The following is a 23,248-nucleotide window of genomic DNA, read 5'->3' as shown; positions in this document are numbered from 1 at the left end:
TTCCGCACCGCAGTAGAGATCCTGGATGTCGGTGGCCCCGGATAGGGTCCGAAGCGCTGCCTGACCTAACCGGTCAGGTCCGACGTCAGCCACCGTTGCCCGAACACAGGGAGGCTCATGCGCCACATCGTCCTTCCAGAGACGCTGTTCCGGTTCACAGGCGCCGATCGCAACGCCCTCTACACCGCGCTCCTGTATGCCTTCGGCGATGCGAACGATCGGCTGGTCACCTCCCTGACAGCAGACGACGTGCGCCGGCACCTCGACGACGTCGGATGGCGTGACGAGCTCGGTGACGCGGAGCTCACCGCAGCGCTCGACCAGCTCGTGGCCTGGGATCTGCTGGAGTCCGGCCAGAACCACACCGAGCGCTATCGCACGGTGCGCGAGTACGAGCGCCGCAATCTGCAGTTCTCGCTCACCCGTCACGGAGAGGCAGCCCTCGCCGGGCATGCCGCTGCCGTCGCGGCGCTCCAGGCCACAGGGTCACTGCAGACGGCTGTACTGGAAGCCATCGCCGACCGGCTCGACCAGCTCGCGGATCTCGCTGCCTCCGCGCCGCCCGCTCGCACGAGCGCAACGGACGAAGCCGCGCTCGACCGCAAGGTCTACGTGGCTCTCCAAGAGCTCGAGGGGCACCTGACAGCGCTCGCGGCCAACGTCAAGCGGTTCAACGCCGACCTGCAACGGCTCCTGCGTGCACAGGAGGTCGACGAGGAGACGTTCGCAGACGTCAAGCAGGCCACGGTGACCTACCTCCAGGAGTACCTCTCCCGCCTCGACGAGCGGGCGGCCCGCATCGTCCGGTCGCTGGACCGGGTCCGCGCGCAGGGCGTCGACGCGGTCCTCGCCCGTGCCCTCGCGGGGGCAGAGCTGCCGCCGCAGCTGCGTACCGCAGACCGAGAGGAACGGTGGCTCGCGCAGGCGCGGGCGCGGTGGGCCGGACTCGATGCCTGGTTCTCACCCCTCGACGGCAGCCGCCCGCGCGCGGAGGAGCTGGGCGCGGCCGGCCGTCGGGCCATCCTGGCGTTGCTGCAGGTCCTCGAACGCCTCTGGGCGGCCCGGCGGCGCCCGTCGAGCATCGAGGCGGACTTCCGGACGCTCGCACGCTGGTTCGCGGCGGCGCCGTCCGACGCCGACCTGCACCGACTGTGGCGCGTGGGCTTCGGACTGCACTCCGCACGTCATGCCCACCTGGACCGGGTGGACCCGGAGACGGTTTCGGCGGGCGTGCCCTGGCAGGCGGCCCCACCCGTGCCAGTGTCGCGCACACTGCGGGAGTCCGGCCGTACCGCGGTGTTCTCGCGGACCGGAAAGGTCCGTGACGTCAGCGCACTGCGGCGGGAGCGCGCGGAGCAGGCGCGCGCCGAGCGTGAGCAAGCCATCGCAGCGCTCGATGCACTCGGAACCGGCGGAGAGACTCGCCTGTCCCAGATCGCACGACTCGACCCGGTGGCGTTCCGGCACCTGCTCGCACTGGTCGGCAAGGCGGTGGCCGTCGCAGGGCCGGGCCCACGCTCGGTCCGTTCGTCCGACGGTCTCGTGGCGCTCACACTGACGCCGGCCCCGGGCGGCGCCCGAGCCGTCCTGCGAACCACGTTCGGCGAGCTGGAGTGCCCCGACTTCACCATCCGCCTCGACGTGGTCACCTCCACACGGGCGCAGCCGGCCACCGTGGGGGCGGTCTCGTGAGCAACCTGCAGAACCAGCTTGTCGTCACCGAGACGGAGGAGGTCCGCAAGGCAATCCGGGTTCTCCTCCGCACTCCCCTGATCGTCCGGGACAGCTCGCCGGACGACTACGACCTCGTGCGGCGCCGACAGATCGCCGTCAGCGCCTGGTTCCAGAACTACCTCGGCTGGGAGCTGCGGCTGCACCCACGCAGCGGGCACGTGCGCCTCGTCAAGGTGGCACCCCCCGATCTCGTGCCCGACGACGTCCGCCCCGCCAGACAGCACCGCTCCGGTGTCCCGTTCGACCGGCACCGGTACGTCCTCCTGTGCGTCGTCGGCGCCGAGCTCGTGTCTCGCCGTGTCGTCACGCTCGGTGAGCTCGCGGAGGCTGCGGCGCACTCCTGCAGCACCGACGCTGCGCTACCGCCGTTCGACACCAAGAGGCACGGGCACCGCCGAGCCTTCGTCGACGCCGTGCTCCAGCTCGAGGAGGCGGGGATCCTCCGGGCCGTTGAAGGCCGCGCCGAGTCGTTCACCGACGACGCGACCACCGCTGTGCTCTACCAGGTGGAGCAGGCCGGCCTGTTCTCGCTGCTCGCTGCACCCGTCGGGGCGTCGTCCACCGCCGTCAACCTGGACCAGGACGAGTGGCTCGACGACGCCGTCGACGCGCTGCTCGCCGAGCCCGCGTACGGCGAGGACTACCGCGACGCGACCCGGCCCGGCGCGGGGCCGCTCGCGCCCCCGGAGGACGATGCTGCCCGGACGCGTCGCAACCTGTGGCTGCGGCACTCGACCCTCCGCGCAGTGTTCGACGATCCCGCGCTGCACAGGGACCGGCTCAGCCCCGCCCAGCGGGACTACCTCGACTCGATCAGCGGGCGCGAACAGCTGCGCAAGGCCGCCGAGACGGCTGGCTTCGTGCTGGAGACGCGGGCCGAGGGGTACCTGCTGGTCGATCGCGAGCGGATCTCGACCGACGAGGTGTTCCCGGGTGACGGGGCCCCTTCGGTCGCCGCGCTCCACCTCGTCACAGTGCTGACGAGCAGCCCGGCAGGCAGTAGCCACATCGACCTGCTCCGCAGCGCGATCGCCGACCTGCTCGCCGCGAACCGCGGCTGGGCGCGGACCTACCAGGACGACGACGGTCCGGATCGACTCCTCGCAGAGGCGATCGGCCTGCTGGGGCGCCATCATCTCGTCACACGCGACGGTGCCGTGGTGACGGCCCGCCCTGCCGCTCACCGGTATCGCGACGCAACCTTCGCCGCAGCTCCAGCACGCAACGTTCCTGAGGAGAGCCCCGCATGACGAACCGCTGGCAACCGACCCGCGCAGGGCTGCTGAACGTGTGGCGCTACCACGACGAGACACTCACGTTCGCCGACGGCCGGCTCCTCCTGCGCGGCCCGAACGGCAGCGGCAAGTCGAAGGCTCTCGAGCTGCTCCTCCCGTTCCTGCTGGATGCCAACCTGCGGCCGTCACGCCTGTCGACGTTCGGGTCGGGCGAGCGGTCGATGCACTGGAACCTCATGGGACAGGGAGCCGTCGGCGCGACCCGCGTCGGCTACGTGTGGCTGGAGCTACGCCGTCCGGCAGACCTGGGCGAGCAGCACGTGACGATCGGCGCGCGGCTGCAGGCAAGCAAGTCCGACACGAGGGTGCGGACCACCTATTTCGTGGTGCAGGCCCGCGTCGGGTACGACCTCGAGCTGCAACCTGATCGCGAGCCGCTGACCGTCGCCCACCTCAAGACGGCCGTGAGCAGTCGCGGAAAGGTGTACGAGGACGACGTCCACGGCTATCGCGAACACGTACGCACCACCCTCTTCCCTGGCATGGAACCGGACCGGTACGACGCACTCGTGCAGGCCTTGCTGCAGCTGCGCCGTCCCAAACTGTCCGAGCGGCTCGACCCGGAGAACCTCTCGACCTTCCTCTCCTCCGCGCTGCCACCTGTCGACGCGACGCGCATCGAGGAGCTCGCGGAGGGCTTCGAACGGCTCGACCAGAGACGAGCCGAGCTGGCTGACCTGGCCGTCGAGGTCCGTGCGGCACACACGTTGCTCGACACGACGCGCACGTACGGCGCAGTGCTGCTGCGCGAGCGCGCCAAGGCCGTCACCGCCGCAGCTACCGAGGTGGACACGGCCTCGCGGCGGCTCCGTCAGGGCGGCGACCGGCTCACCGAAGCCCAGGAGCGCGAGGCGGAACTCACTCAGCTCCGAGCGGAGGCCGAGACCCGACTCACCGGCCGGCACGCCGAGCAGCAGGCTCTCAAGGACTCCGACGCCTATCAGGAAGGCCGGAATCTCGAGGACCTACGCAAGAGGGCAGCGCAGTCGGTCAAGGTCGCCGACCGCTCACGGCACGACCTGGAGACGGCACGGGCGCAGGCCGGGCGGGCGGCGACCAAGGCAGCCGAGGCGGTACGCGCCGCCGCAGACCAGAGCGGTGCAGCCGAACGAGCCCGCGGCGTGGCGGTACAGACCGCTCGTGCGATCGGGATGGAAGACCTGATCGGTACGGACGACCTCGCGGCGCGCATCAAGATCGTCGAGGGCCATGTCAGCGAAGTGCTCCGCCTCCTGGACCGGCTCGAGAAGGCCGGCGCGGACCGTGACACGGCCGAGGCTGCCCGCACCCGCGCTCTGGAGCTGCTCGCACAGGCGGCAAGCGACCTGGACGACGCGCGGGCCGCGGCATCGGCGGAGGAGGAACGCTACGTCGAGGAGGTGATGGCCTGGGCACGTTCCTGCTCCGTGCTGGAGCTCGATGAACCGGCGCTGCTCGCCGCCCTCGATACCGACAGGGTCACCGAGCACGTCCAGCAGGCGAGGTACGAGACCCGGCGCGAGCTGGAGAGGGACCGCGACGAGCAGGCACGCCTGCACGATGCTGAGGCAGGCGAGCGGGACAGGCTCACGGCGGAGCATGCGGCGCTCGCCGACCAGTCCCTGGTGGCTCCCACGCCGTCTCGGTTCCGTTCGGAGCGTCCCGGGCGCGGCCCGGGGGCTCGGCTGTGGCAGGTCGTCGACTTCCAGGACTCCGTGCCGGGCGACGACCAGGCCGGACTCGAGGCCGCCCTGGAGTCGTCGGGCCTGCTCGACGCCTGGCTGGCGTCAGACGGCTCCCTCGTCCCCGCCGGTCACGACACGGTGCTGGCCCCGTCCGCACCGGTCGACGGGCCGCGGCTCTCGCAGGTACTGCGACCCGACGTCCCCGCCGGCGTCGCAGTGTCCGCAACCGCCGTCACGCGCGCCCTTGACGCCGTCGGGCTGCACCAGACCGGCGACGAGGCATCGGAGGGCACGGCAGCGAGCTGGGTCTCCCCGGCCGGCGCCTGGCGTCTCGGCGTCGCACGGGGCACCTGGTCGAAGGACGCCGCACAGTTCATCGGCGCCGCCGCACGCGAACGACACCGACTCGTGCGCCTCGCAGAGCTCGACGAGCAGATCACCGAGCACGCCAGGAGCGCAGCCGGGCACGCCGACACCGTGCAGCGACTGGAGGAGCAGCTGCGGATCGTCGATGCCGAGGCCACGCGGCTTCCCTCCGCCACCACACTTGCTGCCGCACGTCGGGCGATCGATGAGGCCTCCGTGCTGCAGGCCGAGCGTGAACGGGCCGACGGCGTCGCTGCCGAGGCGGTGCGTGAGGCCCAGGACGCCGTGACCCGTGCCCACGAGACGCTCGTCCGGGGGGCACAGGAACGCGCCCTGCCCAACGAGCGCGAGCAGCTCGAGACCATCACTGCCACCCTGGCCCTGCTGCGCGTCCAGGACCGGGACCGTGTGCAGGCGGAGCGCGACGCCGAGGCCGCGCGTGACACGTCCTTGGACACACAGGAGGCCGCCGAGGTTGCCGCGGACGACGTCTCGAGCAAGCAGGACCGCGCGGAGGGCGATGGGAGAACGGCGCACGAGGACGCCGTCCGGCTCCGCACGCTCGAGGAACGGCTCGGCGGCTCGTACGCCGAGGTGGTGTCGCGTCTTGACGAGCTGACCGGACAGATCGACGACGAAGGTCGCGAGGTGAAGCGGCTCACGAGCGAGGCGGGGAACGCGGGCAAGGCTGTCGCCCGCCTGGAGCAGGCCGCTGTCACGGCTGAGTCAGAGCACCAGAGCGCGTTGGAGCACCGTGACGAGGTCTCCCGAGCCCTGGTCGCCGCGCTGAGCACGACACTCGCCACCGACACAGGTATCACCGAGCCGCTGCCTGTGGACGCCGGGGTGACCGCCGTGCTGGAAGAATCCCGCCGACTCGACCGCACGCTGCCCACCACCCGCCCCAACGACACGCTGCATCACGCGCAGAGCCGGCTCCACCAACGGGCCCACGAGATCGGCGACAAGCTTGCCCGCCGGGCCCACCTCGACGTCATCCAAGAGAGCGACGTCGTCATCCCGGTCGCAGTGCTGCCCGGCCGCCGGATCGGCATCGCGGAACTCCTTCACCTTGTCGAGGAGGAGGAGCGACGCGCCCACCACGAGATCACCGACAGCGAGCACGCCCTGTTCGAGAAGGCCCTCACCGGAGACACGCGGCGGCATCTCTCGCAGACGATCCGTGACGCAGACGCGCTGGTACGCCGGATGAACGACCGTCTCGGCACGGTGCGAACAGCATCCGGCGTCCGGGTACGCCTCAGCTGGGACGTCCGAGACGATGCGGGCACCGGTCTGCGGAGTGCTCGAGAACTGCTCCTGCGCAACCCTGCCCTCCTGACCGAGGTGGAGCACGATGCCCTCCACACGTTCTTCCGCGCCCGGATCGACGCAGCGCACGCGCAGGACTCCGGACGCAGCTGGGCGCAACAGCTCGCGACCGTCTTCGACTACACCCAGTGGCACCGGTTCCAGGTCCAGCTCTCCCGCCCGGACATCGAGGGCTGGCGCACGCTGACCAAGCGCACGCACAGCGTGCTCTCCGGTGGCGAGAAAGCCATCGCGCTGCACCTCCCCCTCTTCGCGGCACTCGCCGCGCACTACGAGGCCACGCCGACCGCACCCCGTTTGATCCTGCTCGACGAGGTCTTCGTCGGGATCGACGAGAACAACCGCGGGCAGATCTTCGCCCTCCTGCGCGACCTCGACCTGGACCTCGTCCTCACGTCCGACCACGAGTGGGCGTGCTACCCGGAGGTTCCTGAGATCGCGATCCATGCTCTCGCCGCGGGCTCGGACGGAGACCCCGTGACCACCACTCGTTTCGTGTGGCGAGGCGGTCGCCTGGTCCAGGACGACGATCTGCCGGACGACCTCATCGACCTGGTGGAACAGGCCCTGTGACGGCCGACGGGTGGGACGCGGGGCTCGACAGCCTGCTCCGGGAGTGCCACCGGCGGCTCTCCACCGGTAAGCCGGTCACGTCGGTACGGCTCGGGCAGCTGGACCGCGCACAACAGGACGCGATAGCCGACCTGCTGGGGCTGGCGAGCCTGCCGTCCGCAGGAGCCAAGGTGCGCCTCGAGGACGTGGCCGCCGCGGTCGAGCGGCTGTCCGGGGCACCCCTGCGCGAAGCGTTGATCCACAGGTACGGACCGATCGGCGACCGGGTCGCCGACCGCGCGCAAGAGGCTGACGCCCGTACCGCCCTGTGGGAATGGCTGGGTAGCCACCCCGTCGTCCGCTCCCGGGATCTGGCCCGATGGGCCCGCGACGTCGAGGCCGGCGGGGTGCGGGGGTCGGTCGACACGCAGCGGACCAACCTGGAACGGGCGCTGACCGTGCTCGACGCGCTGCCGAGCACCGGTGAGCCGCTGCCCGTGCTGGCCGGGCGCACACTCAACGACACCCACGCGCTCGATCCCGGTTCCCCGGTGGCCACGCTGGTGCTCGGCGCGGTCGCCATCGAACGCGAGGTCGGGCGGCCCCAGCGCGCCGCGGAACGGCGCGCCCTGTGGCAGTCCGTCGGTGTGGCCGACGACGTGCTGTCCTCGACGGTGCTCGTCGCGGGGTTCGCCGCTGTCGGGGACGCTGCCGCTGATCGGATGTGCCATCTTGGCCACGCCGACGGCCGGGCCGTCAGCCTGACCCTGGCCGATCTGCAGGAGGGGGCTCCGACTCTCCCTCGAGCTGGGATCGTGCGGATCGTTGAGAACCCGGCGGTCCTCTGGCTCGCGGTGACGGCCTTTGGGCCGCTGGTTCCGCCGATGGTGTGCACGTCGGGCTGGCCGAGCACGGCGGGGATGCGGCTGCTGAACGGCCTGGCTGAGGCAGGGAACGAGCTGCGCTACCACGGGGACCTCGACGGTGAGGGGGTGCGCATCGCAGGGCATGTCATGGCGGAGACCGGTGCGCTGCCGTGGCGGATGGACGCGCTGGAGTACCGAGCTCATGTCGGCGACCACGGTGCGCCTGTTGGGCGAGTGACTCCCGCGCCGTGGGACGACGAGCTTGCGCCGGCGATGGTCGAGCGGGGTGTGGCGGTGTTGGAGGAGACGGTTTGGGAGGTGCTCCGGGGTGACCTGTCCGCAAGCGGTCCTGGTCGCATCGACCCGTCACCCTGAATTGTGCCTACCAAACGATAGTCATGCCGAGGTAGAAGCAGAAGGTGAAGCTCGCGGGCTGGGGCGGAGTCGGCCCGAGCAACCGCAGCGCTGGGAACCAGCGTTATCGTCTCCCTGACTGGCCGTGGCGCACGCTCGTGGCACGCTCTTGAGCAGCAAGATCACCCCCGGGCTCGCGCCCCACCGCCTTCCGGAGGCACCTCCTTCATGCATCCTGGACCCTCCAACCAGATCGGAGTTCCGATGGCAGCGACCGCTTCGCCAGAGGACGAGAACCTCGACGACGCCTTTGAACGCGCCGCTCGCGCCCAACCCCGTCTGGACATTGCCGTCTTCGGCCAGACCGGTGCCGGCAAGAGCACCCTCATCAACGCGATGTTCGGCGTCGACGTCGCGAGGACCGGCACCGGCAAACCAGTCACCGAGCACGTCGAATACCACGAGTTCCCAGAGGCCGGTCTCGGCATCTATGACACGAAGGGACTCGAGCTCGGTAGGTCCGTCGCCCAGCTGATCGGCGAGATCGACGACGTACTCAAGGAGCGACGCGAACGAACGATCCAGGCCTGCTGGTACTGCGTCCCCGCCGAACCTGGACGGCTCACCGAGGGCGAGCAGGAGATCATCAGCCATCTCGCTGATCGCCTCCCGGTGGTACTCGTCGTCACCAAGGCACGCCAGTCTCTGAGCGGTGGACTGGTCACACGAGCAGCAGAGTTCGTCGGGTTCCTGGACGACGTGGGCCTGCCGGTAGCGGGTGGAAAGGCCGTACCGCTGCACGCGCTCCAGGACGAGGAGACGGGCCAGAAGAAGCACGGTCTGGACCGTCTCTATGACGTCACCTGGGACCACCTGAGCGACGAGTGGCAAGCCGCCTTCGACAGGACGATCAACGACACCTCGAGTGTCAAGACCCGCCTGCGCCGGCTCCGCCCCACAGCACTGGGCATCGTCACCGCTGCGGCCACTGCATCGGCCGGCTTGGTGGCCATCCCGGTCCCGCTGGTCGATATCGCGGGTCTGTCTACGGCACTGACCGGCATGATCGCGAGCCTCTCCGCACACTACAAGCTTCGCTTCAGCCGCAGAGTGGTCGCCAGCGTCGCCGGTGTCGTCCTTGGTGCAGCCAGCGGGCGCGTTGCGATCGGCGCGCTCCTGAAGGTACTGCCGGTCGTCGGCGCGGTAGCGGGCGTGGTGAACGGCGCACTCATCTTCGCGCTCGTCTCAGCCGTCGGTCTGGCCTGGATCGCGGTCTGCGAGGCGGTGGCGCTGGGGCGGTTCCGGTCCGACAACGGCGAGCTCGACGACGAAGCGATCGGAAAGCTGTTCCGGGACGAATTTCGGTACGCGTTCCGCAAGGCACAGAAAGACGGCACACCGGTTCCCGACACAAGAGACGGAGGCACAGTTGCCGCCGACCGATGACTCGCCCCTCGATCGCGGCGCCGCCTACACCGCCGAAGCTCAGCGCGCCGAGCGCTTCAACGTCCTCCTGCTCGGCCGCACCGGCGCAGGCAAGTCGACGCTGGTCAATGCGCTCTTCGACGTGGACCTCGCGCGAACAGGCATCGGGCGTCCGGTCACCGAGAGGCTCACCCTCCACGCTGTTCCAGGCAAGCCGCTGGGCGTCTACGACGCCCCGGGGAGCGAGCTCGGAACGAGGTCGAGCGAGCTGGTCCACGACCTCCGGGACCGCATCAAGAGCCACACCTCGGGAGACCTGAACGAGCAGATCCACATGGCGCTCTACTGCGTTCACGCCATCGACGCGCGCCTCCACCCCGCGGAAGAGGGCCTGATCCGCAAGGTGTCAGCGCTCGGCCTGCCCGTGCTGCTGGTACTCACCCGGGCTCCGCTGGGACACGACGGCCGACTCACCAGGTCTGCCTTCGAGATGGCGGCGTACCTTGAGTCCCTCCAGCTGCCTGTCCATGCCGGACGAGCACATGCCGTTGTGGCCGTCGACGACGTCGAGACCGGTGAGTCTGCACATGGCCTCGACGCTCTCTACGAAGCGATGCTCGAAGCCGCCGCTCCTGCAGTACGCAGCGCGATCGATCGGGCGGTCGCCAAGTCAGTCGGCCGACAGTCCTGGGCTCGGCGCAGGAATGCCGGAATGGCCGTGCTCAAGGCCGCGGGCGAGGCATTCAGCACCAAGAACTCTGACGAACTGCTTGAGAAGCTCATCTCGGAGGTTGCCGCCATCTATCGGGTCGAGTCCGGGGAAGCGCAGGAGGCGGCCGGCACTGTGGTGCGCCTCGCACGCACCGCCTGGTCCGTTACCCGAAAGGCGTCCGAAGCGCCCAGCAGCGGGGGTGCCGGGACTTTCGCCGACGTCATCATCGAACCTGCAGTGATCACCGTCATCGGCACTGTGTGGATCGGGGTCTGCGAGACGCTCGCCCGTGGCGGTCTGCGGACGCCCGATGGCTCTCTGGACCTCGAACGCCTGCGGCACGACGTCGAGGAAGACTTGCTACGGCGCTGGCGGACCCAAACCTGACAGTTTCGTCACCTACCTGGTACGGAGCATCACGTCGACCAGTTCTTCGATGGTGGCGCCCGCTCGACTGTTCAGCCGATAGTTCCCGGAAACCACTCGTCCGCGGTGACGGTGGTGACATAGGTCGGCGTGTTCCCAACCGCCGTCACCATCACGCCATCGCGGCCGACCTTGAACCTGCCGCCGTGCGGACGGACGGCCCGCATCGCGTCACGAACCCGCGCGGCCTGACGCGGACCAACGGCATCGCTCAGGCTGCGGCCGTCACGGCGCGAGACGATGTCCCCGAGGTGGTCAAGAACGTACTGGTCGCCGTACAAGGAGACCTCGGCCAGCCTGTCGGAACTGATCTCGCTTACCGAGATCTCGCGCAACTGCTCGCTCGCTGGTGATGCCGATGGCACCGTGCCAGGAGTGCCCACGGCGTCCGAAAGGGCACGCTGCATCTTCTGGAACGCCGCGGTCACCTCGGCGGAGATTCTGCCTCGGTCCGAAATGCTGAACCCTTGTGCCCGTGCCCAGGCTCGGATCGCGGAGGGGTCAGTCATCGTGGACCACTCGAGCGTGCCTGGAGTCTCTCGTCGAGGCGAGGGGACGAGTTGCTGCCCAGGCTCACGCGATGGCCTGGTGGCCGACAGGACCCGGGTACGCGACTCCGGAGCAACTGTTTCGTCCAGGTCTAGCGTGCCGGCGACCGCTGCTTCCGTCGAGGCTGCTGGGGTACTCGTCGGAGCGGCTTGCTCACGTCGCACCGTCGCGACACGAAGCCGCCGGAGCCGGCGTTCGTCCTCGATCTCGGCCTGCCGAGCCCGTACCTTCTCTGCCTCAGCGGCGCGGGCCCGCATGTGCTCCAGGCGTTCCCACAATGGCTCCATCGCCTCGACGGGGTCGAGGTAGTACCTCGAGGCCCGGATACGCCAGAAGCTCCACCCGATGCGTTCGAGCACACGCTGTCGACGCACGTCGGCATCCCACTGGTCGGGCCCGTGGAACGAGTCGCCATCACACTCGATGGCCAGCCGTTCCCCTGGCGCGACGTTGACGACGAAGTCGATCCGGTAGCTACCGACCTTGTGTTGTGGGGTCACGTCGTAACTGTGGTCGAGCATCTGCTTGAGGACGTCGCGCTCGAACTTGGAGTCGGTCAGCGCGAAGAGGTCGGTTGCCTCCGGACGGTCACCGTGGTCGCGGACATGCTCGATGAGCTGCCTACGGTAGTCAGCGGCGTTCAGAGTGCTCGGGTCCACTGTGTGGAAGAGCCAGATCTGGTCCTGGGCGCGCGACGCCGCGACGTTGACCCACTGCGCGTGCATCGTCCGGGTCGCAGCGAAAGAGTTGTCGTCGGCAACCACGGAGATGAAGACAACGCTGCGCTCGTCTCCCTGGAAGACCGGCGGGTTACCGACCCGAAGTCGGCGCTTCTCGTACTCGCTGATGCCGAGCCGTTTGACCAGCAAGTCCTCGATGATCTTCGCCTGTGGGCCGCTCATAAGAGTCACCACGCCGAAGGTCAGCCCGTCATAGGCGGGGTTCGCCGCGCACTCGGCGACCTTGTCCACCAACGTCTGGGCCTCGCGCACGTTCACGCGGTGAGATCCCTGTTTGACGGAGGCGCCGTCCTGGACGTGCACGGCGTTGAGCGCGCGACCGATCTGCGGCTGTGTCACCTCTCGGAGCGGAAGGATCTTGCCGTCATAGAACGTGTTGGAGAAAGCGATGATCTCGGGCACACACCGGAAGTGCTCACGGAGCAGGATCGTGGACGGGAAGGCCCGGCCGGAGATCGAGTACAGGGACTCATCCATGGTCAGCAGGCGCCGACCGGGAAGATCGCCGATGTGCTGCTCCTGGAGCGCTGCAATCCGGTCGGTGTTGATGCCGACCGCCTGTGGCGACGTCTGCTTGTCGTCACCAACGACGACGGACTTCTCCCCCAGGGCAAGCACTCCGAGCGTGAGCAGGTCGCACTGCGATGACTCATCGACCACGACGACGTCGAACAGGTCCGAGACACGGGGATCGAAGTTCTCCAGGACCCGATAGATCGGCATGATCCAGACGGGTACTGCGCCCATCGCCGCGGGTAGCGCCTCGCGTGCTTGCGCCTGGTACCGAACCGCGTTCTTTCCGGTTCCCTTGCCGATGCGCTTGATGGCTGTGAGCCACATGTCGAGAGCACGACGCTGGCGGTCTTTGATGTTCTTCTTGAGCCCAACCCGCGCCGAACGGCTCGCCAGGTCGACAACGGTCCGCTGCAGTTCCTTGGACTGCTCGTGCGTACGCTCCATCAGGACCGCAACATCGCTCTCGCCGTGCAGCTGGGTGAGCCACGTCCGTGCCGCAGCACGCTGCCAAGCCCGCGGCAGGTCGTCGAGGTCGCCCGTCACGTCGTGATCAGCACGGGAATCCACGACCAAGCGCACCCACCGCGGAGCACCCGCCTCAGCGATCTTCTCCACGAGCCGTTCCCGGTAGTTCACACGGCCCCGGACGGCCGCGAGCCGGCGGGTCTCCTCTGTCGCCTGGCTCCAGCTCTGCGCCGAGTGCAGCTCGAGAGCGGAAAGGAGTGCTGCCCACAAGGGCGAGGCGTGCTCCGTCGCCACGCACCCCTTGAGCCGTGCGCCGAGTCTGTCGAGCTCGCTGCTCAGGACTCGCTCTTCGATACGTGCCGCCGCACCGCCGAGCAGCTCGCCCGCACGCCGCAGGGAGGCCGCGTCTCGGGCGGGATCGGAGAAGGTGACCAGCGGCCGGAAGCGCCGCGTGAGGTCGGGGTATGTCTCGGACCACCAGCGGTGCACCTTGCCAACGCGGTCGGCCAGCTTCTGCGCTGCGAAGATGAAGCCTGGCCCGTCGTCAGGCACCGGGATCCCTGAGGGCTGGTACGCCTGAACCATGAGCAGGCGGACCCCCCGTAGGACCGACCGGAGCTGGATCGCCCAGGCGACAAGATCGACCTGAGCGACGGACGAGACCGGGAACCCGTCGAATCGCGTGGCTTCCGCGAGTGTCTTGAGCTCGCGGGCACCGAATGGTGGAAGTCCCCTCTTGCCAGCATCGAGCCGCTCCCGCCAGGTCTGCAGCAGCGCGACCTGAACGGCGGGGTCCCCATCGGGGACGATGATCTCGTGGCCGGCGAGGCGCACCTGTATCGAACGTCCCTCGCCCAGCTTGGCCAGAACAGTCGCGTTCTGCTGGATCGTGAAGTCGGCCACCGGGCCGTTGCTGAGGATCTCAGCGGCGAGCTGGTTCTCCCAGTGACCGTTGAGCGCGTCGAGCGTGCGCGCCGAGTCCAGAGCCTCGTCGGCGAGGGCACGGCATGTGTCCCGGTCGAGCCCGTCGACTCCTTCCACCTGGAGACCCCCGGACTCCAAGGCTGTCACCTCATCACGGAGCCGGTCGAGCCGGTCGAACCCCGTGCCCAGGTCAGCCGCAGTCGGTAGCCAGTCCACATCGGGCAGATCCAGCAGTGCACTCGTCGCGTCTTCCACGGTGATGCTCCGCACCGACTCGCGGAGCTCTGTCATCTCATCGACACCCACAGGAAACTCGCTTCCCACGGGTACTGCGTCGCCGATGACATCCAGGTGCCGGTCCTTGGCCAGCCATTCCGCGACCTCCTTGGCACGGGCCGGGCCTGCAGGCAGGTCCAGTTCCCGCTGCTCACTGCGGAGGGCCTCAACCAGGTCGAGATCTGTCCGGCGAAGGCTGTCCCGGAGCTCGTCGATCCTCCCGCCCAGCTCCTTGATACGCCGTTCCTCCTTCGCCAGGTCGAGGGACGAGATCGAGTCCTGCATCGACTGTGCCGAGCTCCGCAGCTCCTCCATCGCGGCTGGTGTCGAGCCGAGGACTGCGATCGACAGGTCCCGCAGCTCCGCAGGGATCTTGTCGCGCAGCACCGTCAGTGCCTGGTCGTTCTGTGCCGTCACCAGCACCCGCTTGCCCTGCGCCACCAGATGAGAGACGAGATTGACGATCGTGTGCGACTTGCCTGTCCCAGGGGGACCCTGCACCGTAACGCCGCGGGAACGAGCCAGCTGCCGCGCGATTCGCTCCTGGTCATCGTTTGCCGGGAGCGGCATCAGGAGGCGGTTGGCCGTGCCGTCGTCACTTCCCACGGTCTGCCCGATCGAAGCAAGCGCAGAGTCCAGAACATCCTTGTCCGCAACGACCGAAGCCAGCGCCTCAGGCAGGAACTCCTCGTCGCGAAGCTTCTCCGCGAGCTCGTCATAGAAGCGTTCCTGGCGCATCGGGCGCTTGCGCAGGTAGAGCGTCCACCCGTCGTCAAGAACAGGTGCCGACACACTGGCACCACGGCCCTCGTCTTCCGCAAGCCTCGCCTCCAGGCCGAGCGGCGCTACGATCTGTCGTCGCACCGCAAGCCGCTGGTCAGCGTCCCACAGGTCCGGAGGCTCGCTCGTCAACCGGGTGCGGAGCGCGGAGAGGGCCTCGAGCCCGTCGAACCAGATACCTTCGATGGTGTCGAGCTCGAGCTCCGCAGGCTTCTCAGGAGCAACTCGGATCGACGCGTCATCGGGATTCACCTCGACCGTCATCGGCGCGACGAACATCGGGGCGACGATGGACTTCCCCTCCCTGGTACACCTCATCACGCAGTGGCCCCAGACGACCTCGTACGTCGCCGTCTCCCGTTCTGCTCGCAGGTGCAGCTCATAGAGCCGGCCGTACAGCTTCCGGGCAGCGATCGCTGGCCGGGTGCGGTCGGCCCACACCTGCCAGGTCGTCTCCCTCCACCGGGTGAAGTGCGTCTGGATCTCTTCGCGAAGTCCCGCTCGCTCCGCCTCCCAAACCGCGCGAGGCTCATCGTCGACGGCGCGATCAGGGTCCTCCGTCTGCTCGATAGCGTCGGGCTGGACACCGCGGAGCTCGTCAAGAGGAAGCGGCAGCCTCTCGTCGACGAACGCCTCGACCCCGGCAGCCGACAACTCAGGCTCCTGGTCAGGAGACTGCATCGACTTCTGAACAATGAGTCCGCTGAGCTCGTCGGGGATCGTCACTGACTCGGGTTCAGGTAGGCGGCTCACCTCGAGCCACGAGGGCCGGGTGTCGCTCGGCCCGAGCCGCACCGCGCGATGGGTCGGGACCTCGGTCGGCCAAACCAAGAACTCCTGATGGTTGACGTCACGGACCGGCTCCGGCCCTACCTCCCGCGCCACCGCGGACAAGAAGTCGAGCAGGCGGGACGCCTGGCCGACGACGCCCTCGTGCAACGCCTTGGGTCCGTCGACACCCACGTAACTCAACACCCCTCATGACCTGGAAAAACAAGACCTAGCCCCACAATGCCCGGCACCCAAGGATAAGAACGGCGAAGGGTCGCAACCCAGACTCCGGAGTGAAATGGCAACAACTCACCCGGGTGAAACGGATCTCGACGGGCTCCCGCCCGCGTGGAGGAGCAGACCCACGGGATCAGCGCCACCGGCATCCGTCGCGCCCTGCACGCGGGATGCGCTGCCTGTCAGGCGGACTGACCGGCAATGACCCTGCGATGCCGCGCAAGGCGGGTGGTCCCGGGCCGCTTGTTCTCGTCCTTGGGCAGGCGGAGCTTCTTGCCCGAGTACTGCTTGTAGCCGCTGGACCGCAGGGAGGTGTGCATACGGACCTTGCCGTCGACATCGACCCAGATCCGGCCCTGGTCGAACAGGTCGCGGACATCGGCGCGCAGCAGGAGCCCGTTCACCACGAGTTCCCTGCCGGTCTCGGTGTACGGGTCGATGTAAGCCGCGTGCAGCGCGTCGATGACATCATCGCCGGTGATGGCGCACCGGCCGCCGTAGGCGTCGATGAGTTTCTCGCGGAACACCGTCAGACCCTGGCGACCTGCGACGTCTTGCCGACGACGTAGGCGGGCTCGGGTGTCATCATCGACGGTAACTCCGTCCGGGAAGCGTGCCAGCACCTGCGCGCGTTCGCTGTCCTTCGCAGTGCGGGCCGATTGAGGTACAGACTCAACGGCGAGGTCGAACGGGACGGCCGCCAGGTCGCGACTCTCAGGGTTCCAGAAGTCGACCTCGAAGTAGATGCCCCCGTCCTCGCCGGGCCACGGCTCGGTCAGCACTACGCCAGCACCGACGAGCAGGCCACCCGTCTCGCTCTGCCGGACCCAAACGACGTCTCCGGCGTGGAACTCACGCCGGAGCCGGGGCAAGTACCAGGTCTGGACACGGTTGCCCGGGCCCAGGACGTCCGGGTGCTTCCCCGCGAACAGCTCACGTGGCGGGATTGAGACGCCCTCGGCTGTTCTGTAGCCCCAGCTCTCGGTCCCAGGATTCGCGGGGTAGATCCAGTCAGTCATGTCGGGCTCCCGGCCGTAGGCTTATTTGAGCCCTTATCCTGCCACATGACAGGTCTTCAAACAAGGGTGCGACGGGCGTCGCACAGGGGTGAAACGAGTACGTCGTAGGATGGCGCAAGCCGTCCCGAACTGCGCAAGCAGTCCCGAACTGAAGGAGCGCGCGTGGGCTACCGAAACTGGGCAGACCTCAAAGCCAAGACCGTTGAGGCGCAGGTCCTCGTCGTCGAACTGCAGGACCTCAAGGACCTGCTGGGAGTCAAGCGGCTGGGCACCAACGTGCTCAACGACATCGCGACCCGCTTGCGGGACGAGCACCTGACCTACTTCCCGGAGTGGATCCTGGACTACAACGCCGAGCCGCGACAGACCCAGCAGGTCTGGCTGACGCCTGCGACCGACACGAACCTGCTCCACAAGGTCGTTCGAGCGGTCCAAGACCCAGACCAGGACCGCGTCGCCGACCTTCGTGCAATCCTCGACGGCAACGACGCGCTAGCTCGTCTTGAGGATCTCAAGACGAGGTTTGCAAACGTCCGGGCGGCTTTGGAGGACGCCATGGAATCACTCGGCGACGGCGCGGCTCGATAGTCCAGCTATCTGGTCGCGAGCAGCGGTCCGCAACGGTTGGTGGATAGCATCAGGCGACATGAGCGACGACGTAGTGACGCCCGCCGATCTCGCCCGCAAGCTCGGGTTGTCGCCGAAGACGGTACGGGCCTGGCTACGGGCCGAGTACAACACACTCGACAGCCGTGGCAGTGAAGCGCGCTGGCACCTGACCGATGAACAGGTCGCTCACGTTCAGCGCAGGGCAGCAGGGCGCTGGCGCGAGAAAACGCGATGACGGGTGTTGCTCGAAGTGGAATGACCGACATGCGTGTGCACCTACTTCGCTAGTTCGGCGGCAGACGGACCTCGTCCACTCTCGACCGCGACCGCGTCCACGTAGACACGTACCGACACGCCTGCTCTGGCGACGGCGTGGTGCAACGCGGTCCACATGCCCGAAGACCGCCGGAAGTTGAAGGTGGAGCAAACCACGGACTCGCGTGCGCCTGCCACCAGCAGCACGAGCGATGTGGTGAGGCTTCCCGCGCCGGCGAGATGCCCGGGCATGGTCCAGAGAGTCTCGACCCGCTGAGTCACAGAGCGGCCCCCCTCGATGCCACGCATCACGACGGCCAACACATCCCTCCGCAACCGGAGTCCAGCGGCGGCTACGAGCGCAAGCGCGTCCGCACGCCGACGAGGATCGACGACCGCGAACGCGGACGTCACGGGTTCCTCGGCGTCCAGCCCGGCGGCGACCAGGAGCGCCTCGGTCCCGGTGAGCAGCACGCCAAGCGCCCGCACAGCCGCAGCCTGCTCATCTTGAGGATCAGCTGAAGAAGCCAAACCCGCAGCCGCAACGCCACCACCCATGGTCCCGTAGCTGTTCGCCGGGCAGACGATCGCGTCCGCTTCGACCAGAGTGAGGTCTCCCAGGATCACTTCGACGCGACGTCTCGCTCGGGACCGCGTGTCCACAAGTCCGCTCGCGGGATCACTCATCGAAGGTCACCGACTGCACCTCGATGGACGCGCTCGTCAGTTCAGACCGGAAGCCCTCAATAGCCGCTGCGAGCCGACCGATAACGTCGTCCAGGTCGCTCCCCCGACTTGAGATCGTCGCCTGCATCCGAACGTCCTTGCCGAAACGCTTGGCCCGGGACTTGAGATAGATGGCGGGGTCAGCGTGCTTCTCGTCGAACGCAGCAAGCGAGGCTGACAACTCCGACTCGTCGTTCGTTGAGGTCACGATCGTCGCGGACCGGAAGTACCCCGTACCCAGCACACGTTGGAGGTGCGCCCCGGCTTCATTGATGAAGATGTACTTCAGCTCGGACGGCACGCCCGGCAAATTGAGAACCGACAGGCGCTCCTTGACGTCGAACCACACCCCCGGGGCCGCTCCGACCTGATTGTCAAGAGCGACTGCGGCCTTCGGCAGGAGCGCCATCTTGGCCCGTGCCTGAAGCGCTGCCGGACTCGACGTGTCCCTTACCCGGCCCGCCTCCGCGAGCGCTGCGTACCGCTCGCTGACGATCCGGGCACCGTCGGGATGCTCGGCCAGCCGCACACCGAAATAGTCGGCGACTGCCCCTACCGTGAGGTCGTCCCGTGTCGGACCAAGCCCACCAAGTGTGATGAGGAGGCGCGGTTTCACCTGCAGCAGGAAGTCCAGTCCTTGGCCGATCTCACGGGGGTCGTCAGGGACGACCGCGGTCCGTACGACGCTCGCCCCGCGGCCAGAGATCTGCCGGCACACCCACCCGCTGTTGCTGTCCGTCGTCGACCCGTCCAGGATCTCGTCTCCTACCACCAGCAGAGCGACCCTCATGTGTACTGTCCTCTCACAGCGCTGTCATGATCGCGGCAACCGCGACGGCTAAGGAAGCAATGGCAAGGCCTAGCGACATCCACTGCATCGTCTTGAGTTTTTCCTTAATCGTGATGTCGTACGACAGACTCGCGAGCTCGAGAATCGTCGTCGAGTGCTCGCCGATCTCGTCGACACCCTCGCGCATCGCACCGAGCGCAGTCTCCAACGACCCGAGGTAGTAATCGTCGAAATGGCGGTCCAGGTAGGCGTACAGGCCGGCGTGGCCTGGGCTCGTCGCGGCTCCGCCCAGGGACGTGCGCCGAAAGTCGACGAGGATTCGCTTGCGGGCTTCGTTCCGCACCAGGTCGCGCCGCAATGAAGGCAGACGGTGCGTGCCCTCAAGTGCTTCGGAGAAGGTCAGCCGGTCGTCCGCACGACGGTCGAGAGAGCCGAGGTCTGCCAGTGCGGAGACCGCACTTGGCACCGTGTCCCGGACGTTCGTCAGGACGTCCTGGGCGCCCATGGACGCGACCGAGTGCAGATAGAACTCGTCGATCGGGTTGTCGATGCCCGGACACCCGGTGTCGCGGCTGATCAGGACCGGAACGACGCCGTCGTACAGATAGAGACAGGGAGTGTCGCCACAGCTGGCAAGCTCTCGGACCTTGGAGTCGCTGCCTGTAGCGACTACGGCCGGCTCTGAATATCGAGTTGCGGCACCCACAGGCTCAAGCCCCAGATCGAGAACCTGGCCGCGGAAACCCTGAATGAGCTCTTCGATGTGCTCGGATGTGACCTCGGCTGATGGACTCTCGATACCGGCGACGAGGTCGAAATGGAGGGCGGATCCATTGCGGATCGTGATGCGCGGCCGTGCCGAGCCACTCCCACGCACGACCGCTACGTCGGTGAGATGCCGTCGTAGACCGGCGGCGCGCTCGACGTCCAGGAAGTCGGTGTCCATCAACGCTGACCGGACTGATCCGTTGCCCTGTGTACCGGGCCGGAGCCGCCACTGGCTCGAGGCCTTCAGTCGCTCGATCGGGTCCTGCATCGTGTGCGAGCTGTCGATCTTGCCCCAGATCCTGACCTGCTCGCGCAACCCGACCCCCGTCTCGACAATGTGCCCCATTGGATCGTAGCGAGTACGCAACGATCCAATGGTAGGAGGCGCGAGCGAGGTGGGCGATGACACGGCCGGCTCGCAGAACCTAGCCTGGGTCGATGACGCCCCCGCCGCCCGCAACAATGCAGACCAGGTAACCGTGAACCTGCCCAAATACCTCGACCTCACAGTCGCGGAGGCCGAGCGCCAGTGGCTGGAGATCGTCTCGCGCCAGGACCCCACGGAAAATCGCGGCCGCGTAAACCACACGCCGGTCGAGACGCTCCTGGCGGGCGCGGTGCGCGTCGTGGCGAATGTCCGCGCCGGCGGCGGGGAAGGACGCTCATTCCCCTTCCCGGTACCCGAGCTCGCACGTCTGTTCCGACGCAAGCCCAACGGCGTCGCGTCCAAGGTCGAGAACCTGTCCGGCGTTCCCGGCCGGAACCGCGGCGCCACCACCGACATTGACCTCGGCCGCCGCCTCGCCGCCGATCCCGACCTCGTCGCCAGCGCCTACCGGATCATTCTCGCGGCGGCTCGGAACGTCGGTATCGGCACCGATCGTCTACCCGACTTCCTGGGCCTCGAGCACGGCGGCTTCATGGTGCTGCTCGGTCAGGAGGAGATCGACGCGCTCGACCTGGAGACCGCCGTCGAGCAGGAGATCGGTCAACGCCGGCTGGAAGACCTCGACACCGACAGCGCGACCGAGCGAGCGCTGGTGCAGATGCTCCGCGTAGGGCAGAGCGCGTTCGCGAGCGAGGTGCTGCGTAACTACGGTGACGCGTGCGCATTCTGTGGGTTCACCCTGGGTGACGGACGACGGCCAAGCCTGCTCCGGGCCGGGCACATCAAGCCGTGGCGCGACTCCGACCGCCGCGAACGCCTTGACGTCGCCAACGGGATCGCGGCCTGCCCCACGCACGACGCCGCGTTCGACACCGGCCTGATGACGCTCGACACCGCGCCAGACCATCTGACGGTCCGTGTCTCGCCGCGTCTGCATTCCGCCGCGGACCGGCACCCGGCGACCGCCCGCCACTTCTCCGGTGACGGCCTGCGCCAGCGGATCGATCTCACGCTGCCGACGGTAGCGCCCGCGAACGAGTATCTGGCCTGGCATCGCGAGCGGATCTTCGCGTAGGGCGGGACGAGCGACAGCGTCTACGAGGCGCGCAGGTCATACACGCGCGTCCCAGATCTGCGAGAGCGCCCCCGATCCGCTGAGTTCGTCCGCGAACCCCTCCGCCCTGGCCTTGACCGTACTGTCCGGGTTGTGGGCGTACCAGACCAACACGTCGAAGACTCGCAGAGGGGTGACGAGCGGGGCGAGTCCGGCATCGAGCGCCATCGTGCCGAGGCGCTGGTGGAGCGGCACTCCGCCGACGCTGGTCAGCATCAGCTGACGCATCGCCTCCCAGTGGCCCTCAGCACTGGTTTGGCCCAGGGCCGATCCGATGACGCGGTCGTAGATCGGGATCAGGTCCGCGCGTTTGCGGGCCATGAGCTTGCTCGCCGTCACCCTGCCGATTCCGTCCCTTCCACCGCGCAGCAACCACCAGAGCTCGGCAGCGGCAGAGACCTGGCCGATCTCTGCGTCGGAGGCCTCCCAGAGCGGAGCGCCGGGCCCCGGTGAACCAGGGCTGGCCGTTGCTCCTGGTCCCGGCGTAGTAGTCGCGGAGCAGGAGCAACGGCCAGCGGCGCGAACTCGGGCTCGAGGATGGCCGGCATCGCACGCCCGGGGGGATCTTCCGTCATCAGCACACGGTAGAGCGGACGTCGACCGGTTCACAGGCTGAACTTCACTGAGTACTCGTACCGCGCTGGACGCACCTGCCATAGAGGCAGTGGAGGGCTCCGGTCCGCATGTCCGAACAGAATCTCGCGAACTTCGGAAGCCACACCAAGAGGCTCACACGAACCCCTCCTCCACCAGGTGACAACCGTTGCGGCTGATGACGTGCCGCTGACCGGAGCCGCCCACGACCCGGACCCAGCTCTCCGCCTCCACACCGTCCGGAATCGCCTTGAACACGAACCCGCCGTACATCCCAGGGACGGGGTACCAGATCGTGCCCGCCTCATGGACGACGGCAGCCTGCGGATACCGCAGCTTGATCCCGAGCGCCGGGCGCACGCGCGCCTCGATCAGGCCCAGGAGGTGCCCATCCAGCACGGAGAACTGGAGGTCCTGCGGGGGAGGCGGTGGCTGCAGGTCGGGAACGATCTCCTCGTGCCCCCGCTGACGCGCGATACTCGCTGCGTCCTGGCCGTTCGCGGCGCGAAGCGTCCGCCATGCGCCCCGCCGGACCAACTCCCTCACCACCTCGACCGGGGCCCCGTGCCATGCGGCCTGGTGCAGTGGCGTGAATCCGGAGCTCCCACTGATCCGCCAGACGTTCGGATGGAACGTGGTTCCGTCCGATCGCGCGGCGTCCAGGGCAGCGAACACGTCAGGCCACCGCCCGGCGCGCGCGGCGTCGGCTATCGTATCGATCGTTGCAAGGAATGTCTCGGCGTACGCGTCGCGGTCCCTCGACGAGTGCCAGTGGAGCGGGTCCATCGCGCGAGTCTTTCACCGGTCCAGATGGTCTGTCATCAGCGACGCGGCTCAAGCCAGATCAAGGAGCACAGGCCAGCGCTGGCCCTCCGGCAGACTGTCTGCCGCGTGGCTCGCATCGAGGCTTCTCACCACCGAACGCGGCACGCACGTCAGCCAGGTTGCGTCCGTCCTCCAGGTTTACCTTCCCGGATTGTCCGGTTGCTCGTACCCTCGTG

At 68.1% G+C, this 23,248-nt stretch carries 16 protein-coding genes; 9 read left to right on the top strand and 7 right to left on the bottom strand.

Annotated features, from left to right (window positions below; all coding sequences use genetic code 11):
- The first annotated feature begins 117 nt into the window (after positions 1–117).
- The 6 genes from APR04_RS15050 (at position 118) to APR04_RS15025 (ending at position 10,687) form a co-directional block, all read left to right on the top strand.
- Positions 118–1,692, top strand: coding sequence for a TIGR02677 family protein (locus APR04_RS15050; RefSeq protein ID WP_253871566.1), 1,575 nt, complete (start codon positions 118–120; stop codon positions 1,690–1,692).
- The gene (locus APR04_RS15045) at positions 1,689–2,984 is read left to right on the top strand and encodes a TIGR02678 family protein (protein WP_253871564.1); all 1,296 of its coding nucleotides are present in this window, start codon (positions 1,689–1,691) and stop codon (positions 2,982–2,984) included. Before APR04_RS15050 ends, APR04_RS15045 begins: the two co-directional genes overlap by 4 nt.
- Positions 2,981–6,964 carry a TIGR02680 family protein gene (locus APR04_RS15040; protein ID WP_253871562.1) on the top strand — a complete coding sequence of 1,328 codons (3,984 nt, stop codon included), beginning with the start codon at positions 2,981–2,983 and terminating at the stop codon, positions 6,962–6,964. Before APR04_RS15045 ends, APR04_RS15040 begins: the two co-directional genes overlap by 4 nt.
- Positions 6,961–8,184, top strand: a complete 1,224-nt coding sequence (locus APR04_RS15035) for a TIGR02679 family protein (protein ID WP_253871560.1) — start codon at positions 6,961–6,963, stop codon at positions 8,182–8,184. Before APR04_RS15040 ends, APR04_RS15035 begins: the two co-directional genes overlap by 4 nt.
- A gap of 243 nt (positions 8,185–8,427) precedes the next feature.
- Entirely contained in the window at positions 8,428–9,609 is a 1,182-nt protein-coding gene (locus tag APR04_RS15030; RefSeq protein WP_253871558.1) for a GTPase, read from the top strand.
- The gene (locus APR04_RS15025; protein ID WP_253871556.1) at positions 9,593–10,687 is read left to right on the top strand and encodes a GTPase; all 1,095 of its coding nucleotides are present in this window, start codon (positions 9,593–9,595) and stop codon (positions 10,685–10,687) included. Before APR04_RS15030 ends, APR04_RS15025 begins: the two co-directional genes overlap by 17 nt.
- Before the next feature lie 71 nt (positions 10,688–10,758).
- Here APR04_RS15025 and APR04_RS15020 read toward each other — a convergent pair whose 3' ends face one another.
- Together APR04_RS15020 and APR04_RS15015 are read right to left on the bottom strand one after the other, a co-directional pair.
- Entirely contained in the window at positions 10,759–15,939 is a 5,181-nt protein-coding gene (locus APR04_RS15020; RefSeq protein WP_253871554.1) for a PDDEXK-like endonuclease domain-containing protein, read from the bottom strand.
- 227 nt (positions 15,940–16,166) lie between these two features.
- Positions 16,167–17,003 (bottom strand): HNH endonuclease, encoded by an 837-nt coding sequence (locus APR04_RS15015; RefSeq protein WP_253871552.1) that lies wholly within the window; start codon positions 17,001–17,003, stop codon positions 16,167–16,169.
- Positions 17,004–17,165: 162 nt separating this feature from the next.
- Between APR04_RS15015 and APR04_RS15010 the strand changes: the two genes are divergently transcribed.
- Both APR04_RS15010 and APR04_RS15005 read left to right on the top strand, forming a co-directional pair.
- On the top strand, positions 17,166–17,591 hold the full coding sequence (locus APR04_RS15010) for a hypothetical protein (RefSeq protein ID WP_253871550.1): 426 nt from the start codon (positions 17,166–17,168) through the stop codon (positions 17,589–17,591).
- 58 nt (positions 17,592–17,649) lie between these two features.
- Positions 17,650–17,847, top strand: a complete 198-nt coding sequence (locus tag APR04_RS15005) for a hypothetical protein (RefSeq protein ID WP_253871547.1) — start codon at positions 17,650–17,652, stop codon at positions 17,845–17,847.
- A 41-nt stretch (positions 17,848–17,888) separates the two neighbouring features.
- On the opposite strand, the gene APR04_RS15000 is transcribed toward APR04_RS15005, so the two are convergent.
- Genes APR04_RS15000 through APR04_RS14990 form a run of 3 tightly spaced genes read right to left on the bottom strand, consistent with a single transcriptional unit; the run spans position 17,889 to position 20,518 of the window.
- A complete protein-coding gene (locus APR04_RS15000; protein ID WP_253871545.1) occupies positions 17,889–18,554 on the bottom strand; it encodes a hypothetical protein in 666 nt (221 codons plus the stop codon).
- Positions 18,547–19,383 carry a competence/damage-inducible protein A gene (locus APR04_RS14995; RefSeq protein WP_253871543.1) on the bottom strand — a complete coding sequence of 279 codons (837 nt, stop codon included), beginning with the start codon at positions 19,381–19,383 and terminating at the stop codon, positions 18,547–18,549. Before APR04_RS14995 ends, APR04_RS15000 begins: the two co-directional genes overlap by 8 nt.
- A gap of 13 nt (positions 19,384–19,396) precedes the next feature.
- Positions 19,397–20,518 carry a hypothetical protein gene (locus APR04_RS14990; RefSeq protein ID WP_253871541.1) on the bottom strand — a complete coding sequence of 374 codons (1,122 nt, stop codon included), beginning with the start codon at positions 20,516–20,518 and terminating at the stop codon, positions 19,397–19,399.
- Between the two features lie 28 nt (positions 20,519–20,546).
- Here APR04_RS14990 and APR04_RS31045 point away from each other — a divergent pair, with 28 nt between their 5' ends.
- Complete coding sequence (locus APR04_RS31045) at positions 20,547–21,614, top strand: HNH endonuclease (RefSeq protein WP_253871539.1); 1,068 nt, start codon at positions 20,547–20,549, stop codon at positions 21,612–21,614.
- A 36-nt stretch (positions 21,615–21,650) separates the two neighbouring features.
- On the opposite strand, the gene APR04_RS14980 is transcribed toward APR04_RS31045, so the two are convergent.
- Positions 21,651–22,310, bottom strand: coding sequence for a DUF6308 family protein (locus APR04_RS14980; protein ID WP_253871537.1), 660 nt, complete (start codon positions 22,308–22,310; stop codon positions 21,651–21,653).
- A gap of 72 nt (positions 22,311–22,382) precedes the next feature.
- A complete protein-coding gene (locus APR04_RS14975; protein ID WP_253871535.1) occupies positions 22,383–23,033 on the bottom strand; it encodes an ankyrin repeat domain-containing protein in 651 nt (216 codons plus the stop codon).
- Positions 23,034–23,248: the final 215 nt, after the last annotated feature.

This window comes from Promicromonospora umidemergens (assembly GCF_024171995.1).
Taxonomy (GTDB): Bacteria; Actinomycetota; Actinomycetes; order Actinomycetales; family Cellulomonadaceae; genus Promicromonospora; species Promicromonospora umidemergens.
This window is presented reverse-complemented; position numbering and strand designations above follow the sequence as displayed.

Bases quoted from the DNA above. Each gene is read 5' to 3' on its own strand.
- APR04_RS15050 (WP_253871566.1), top strand. From the start codon at position 118: ATGCGCCACATCGTCCTTCCAGAGACGCTGTTCCGGTTCACAGGCGCC.
- APR04_RS15040 (WP_253871562.1), top strand. From the start codon at position 2,981: ATGACGAACCGCTGGCAACCGACCCGCGCAGGGCTGCTGAACGTGTGG.
- APR04_RS15030 (WP_253871558.1), top strand. From the start codon at position 8,428: ATGGCAGCGACCGCTTCGCCAGAGGACGAGAACCTCGACGACGCCTTT.
- APR04_RS15015 (WP_253871552.1), bottom strand. From the start codon at position 17,003: ATGACTGACTGGATCTACCCCGCGAATCCTGGGACCGAGAGCTGGGGC.
- APR04_RS15005 (WP_253871547.1), top strand. From the start codon at position 17,650: ATGAGCGACGACGTAGTGACGCCCGCCGATCTCGCCCGCAAGCTCGGG.
- APR04_RS15000 (WP_253871545.1), bottom strand. From the start codon at position 18,554: ATGAGTGATCCCGCGAGCGGACTTGTGGACACGCGGTCCCGAGCGAGA.
- APR04_RS14995 (WP_253871543.1), bottom strand. From the start codon at position 19,383: ATGAGGGTCGCTCTGCTGGTGGTAGGAGACGAGATCCTGGACGGGTCG.
- APR04_RS14980 (WP_253871537.1), bottom strand. From the start codon at position 22,310: ATGGCAGGTGCGTCCAGCGCGGTACGAGTACTCAGTGAAGTTCAGCCT.
- APR04_RS14975 (WP_253871535.1), bottom strand. From the start codon at position 23,033: ATGGACCCGCTCCACTGGCACTCGTCGAGGGACCGCGACGCGTACGCC.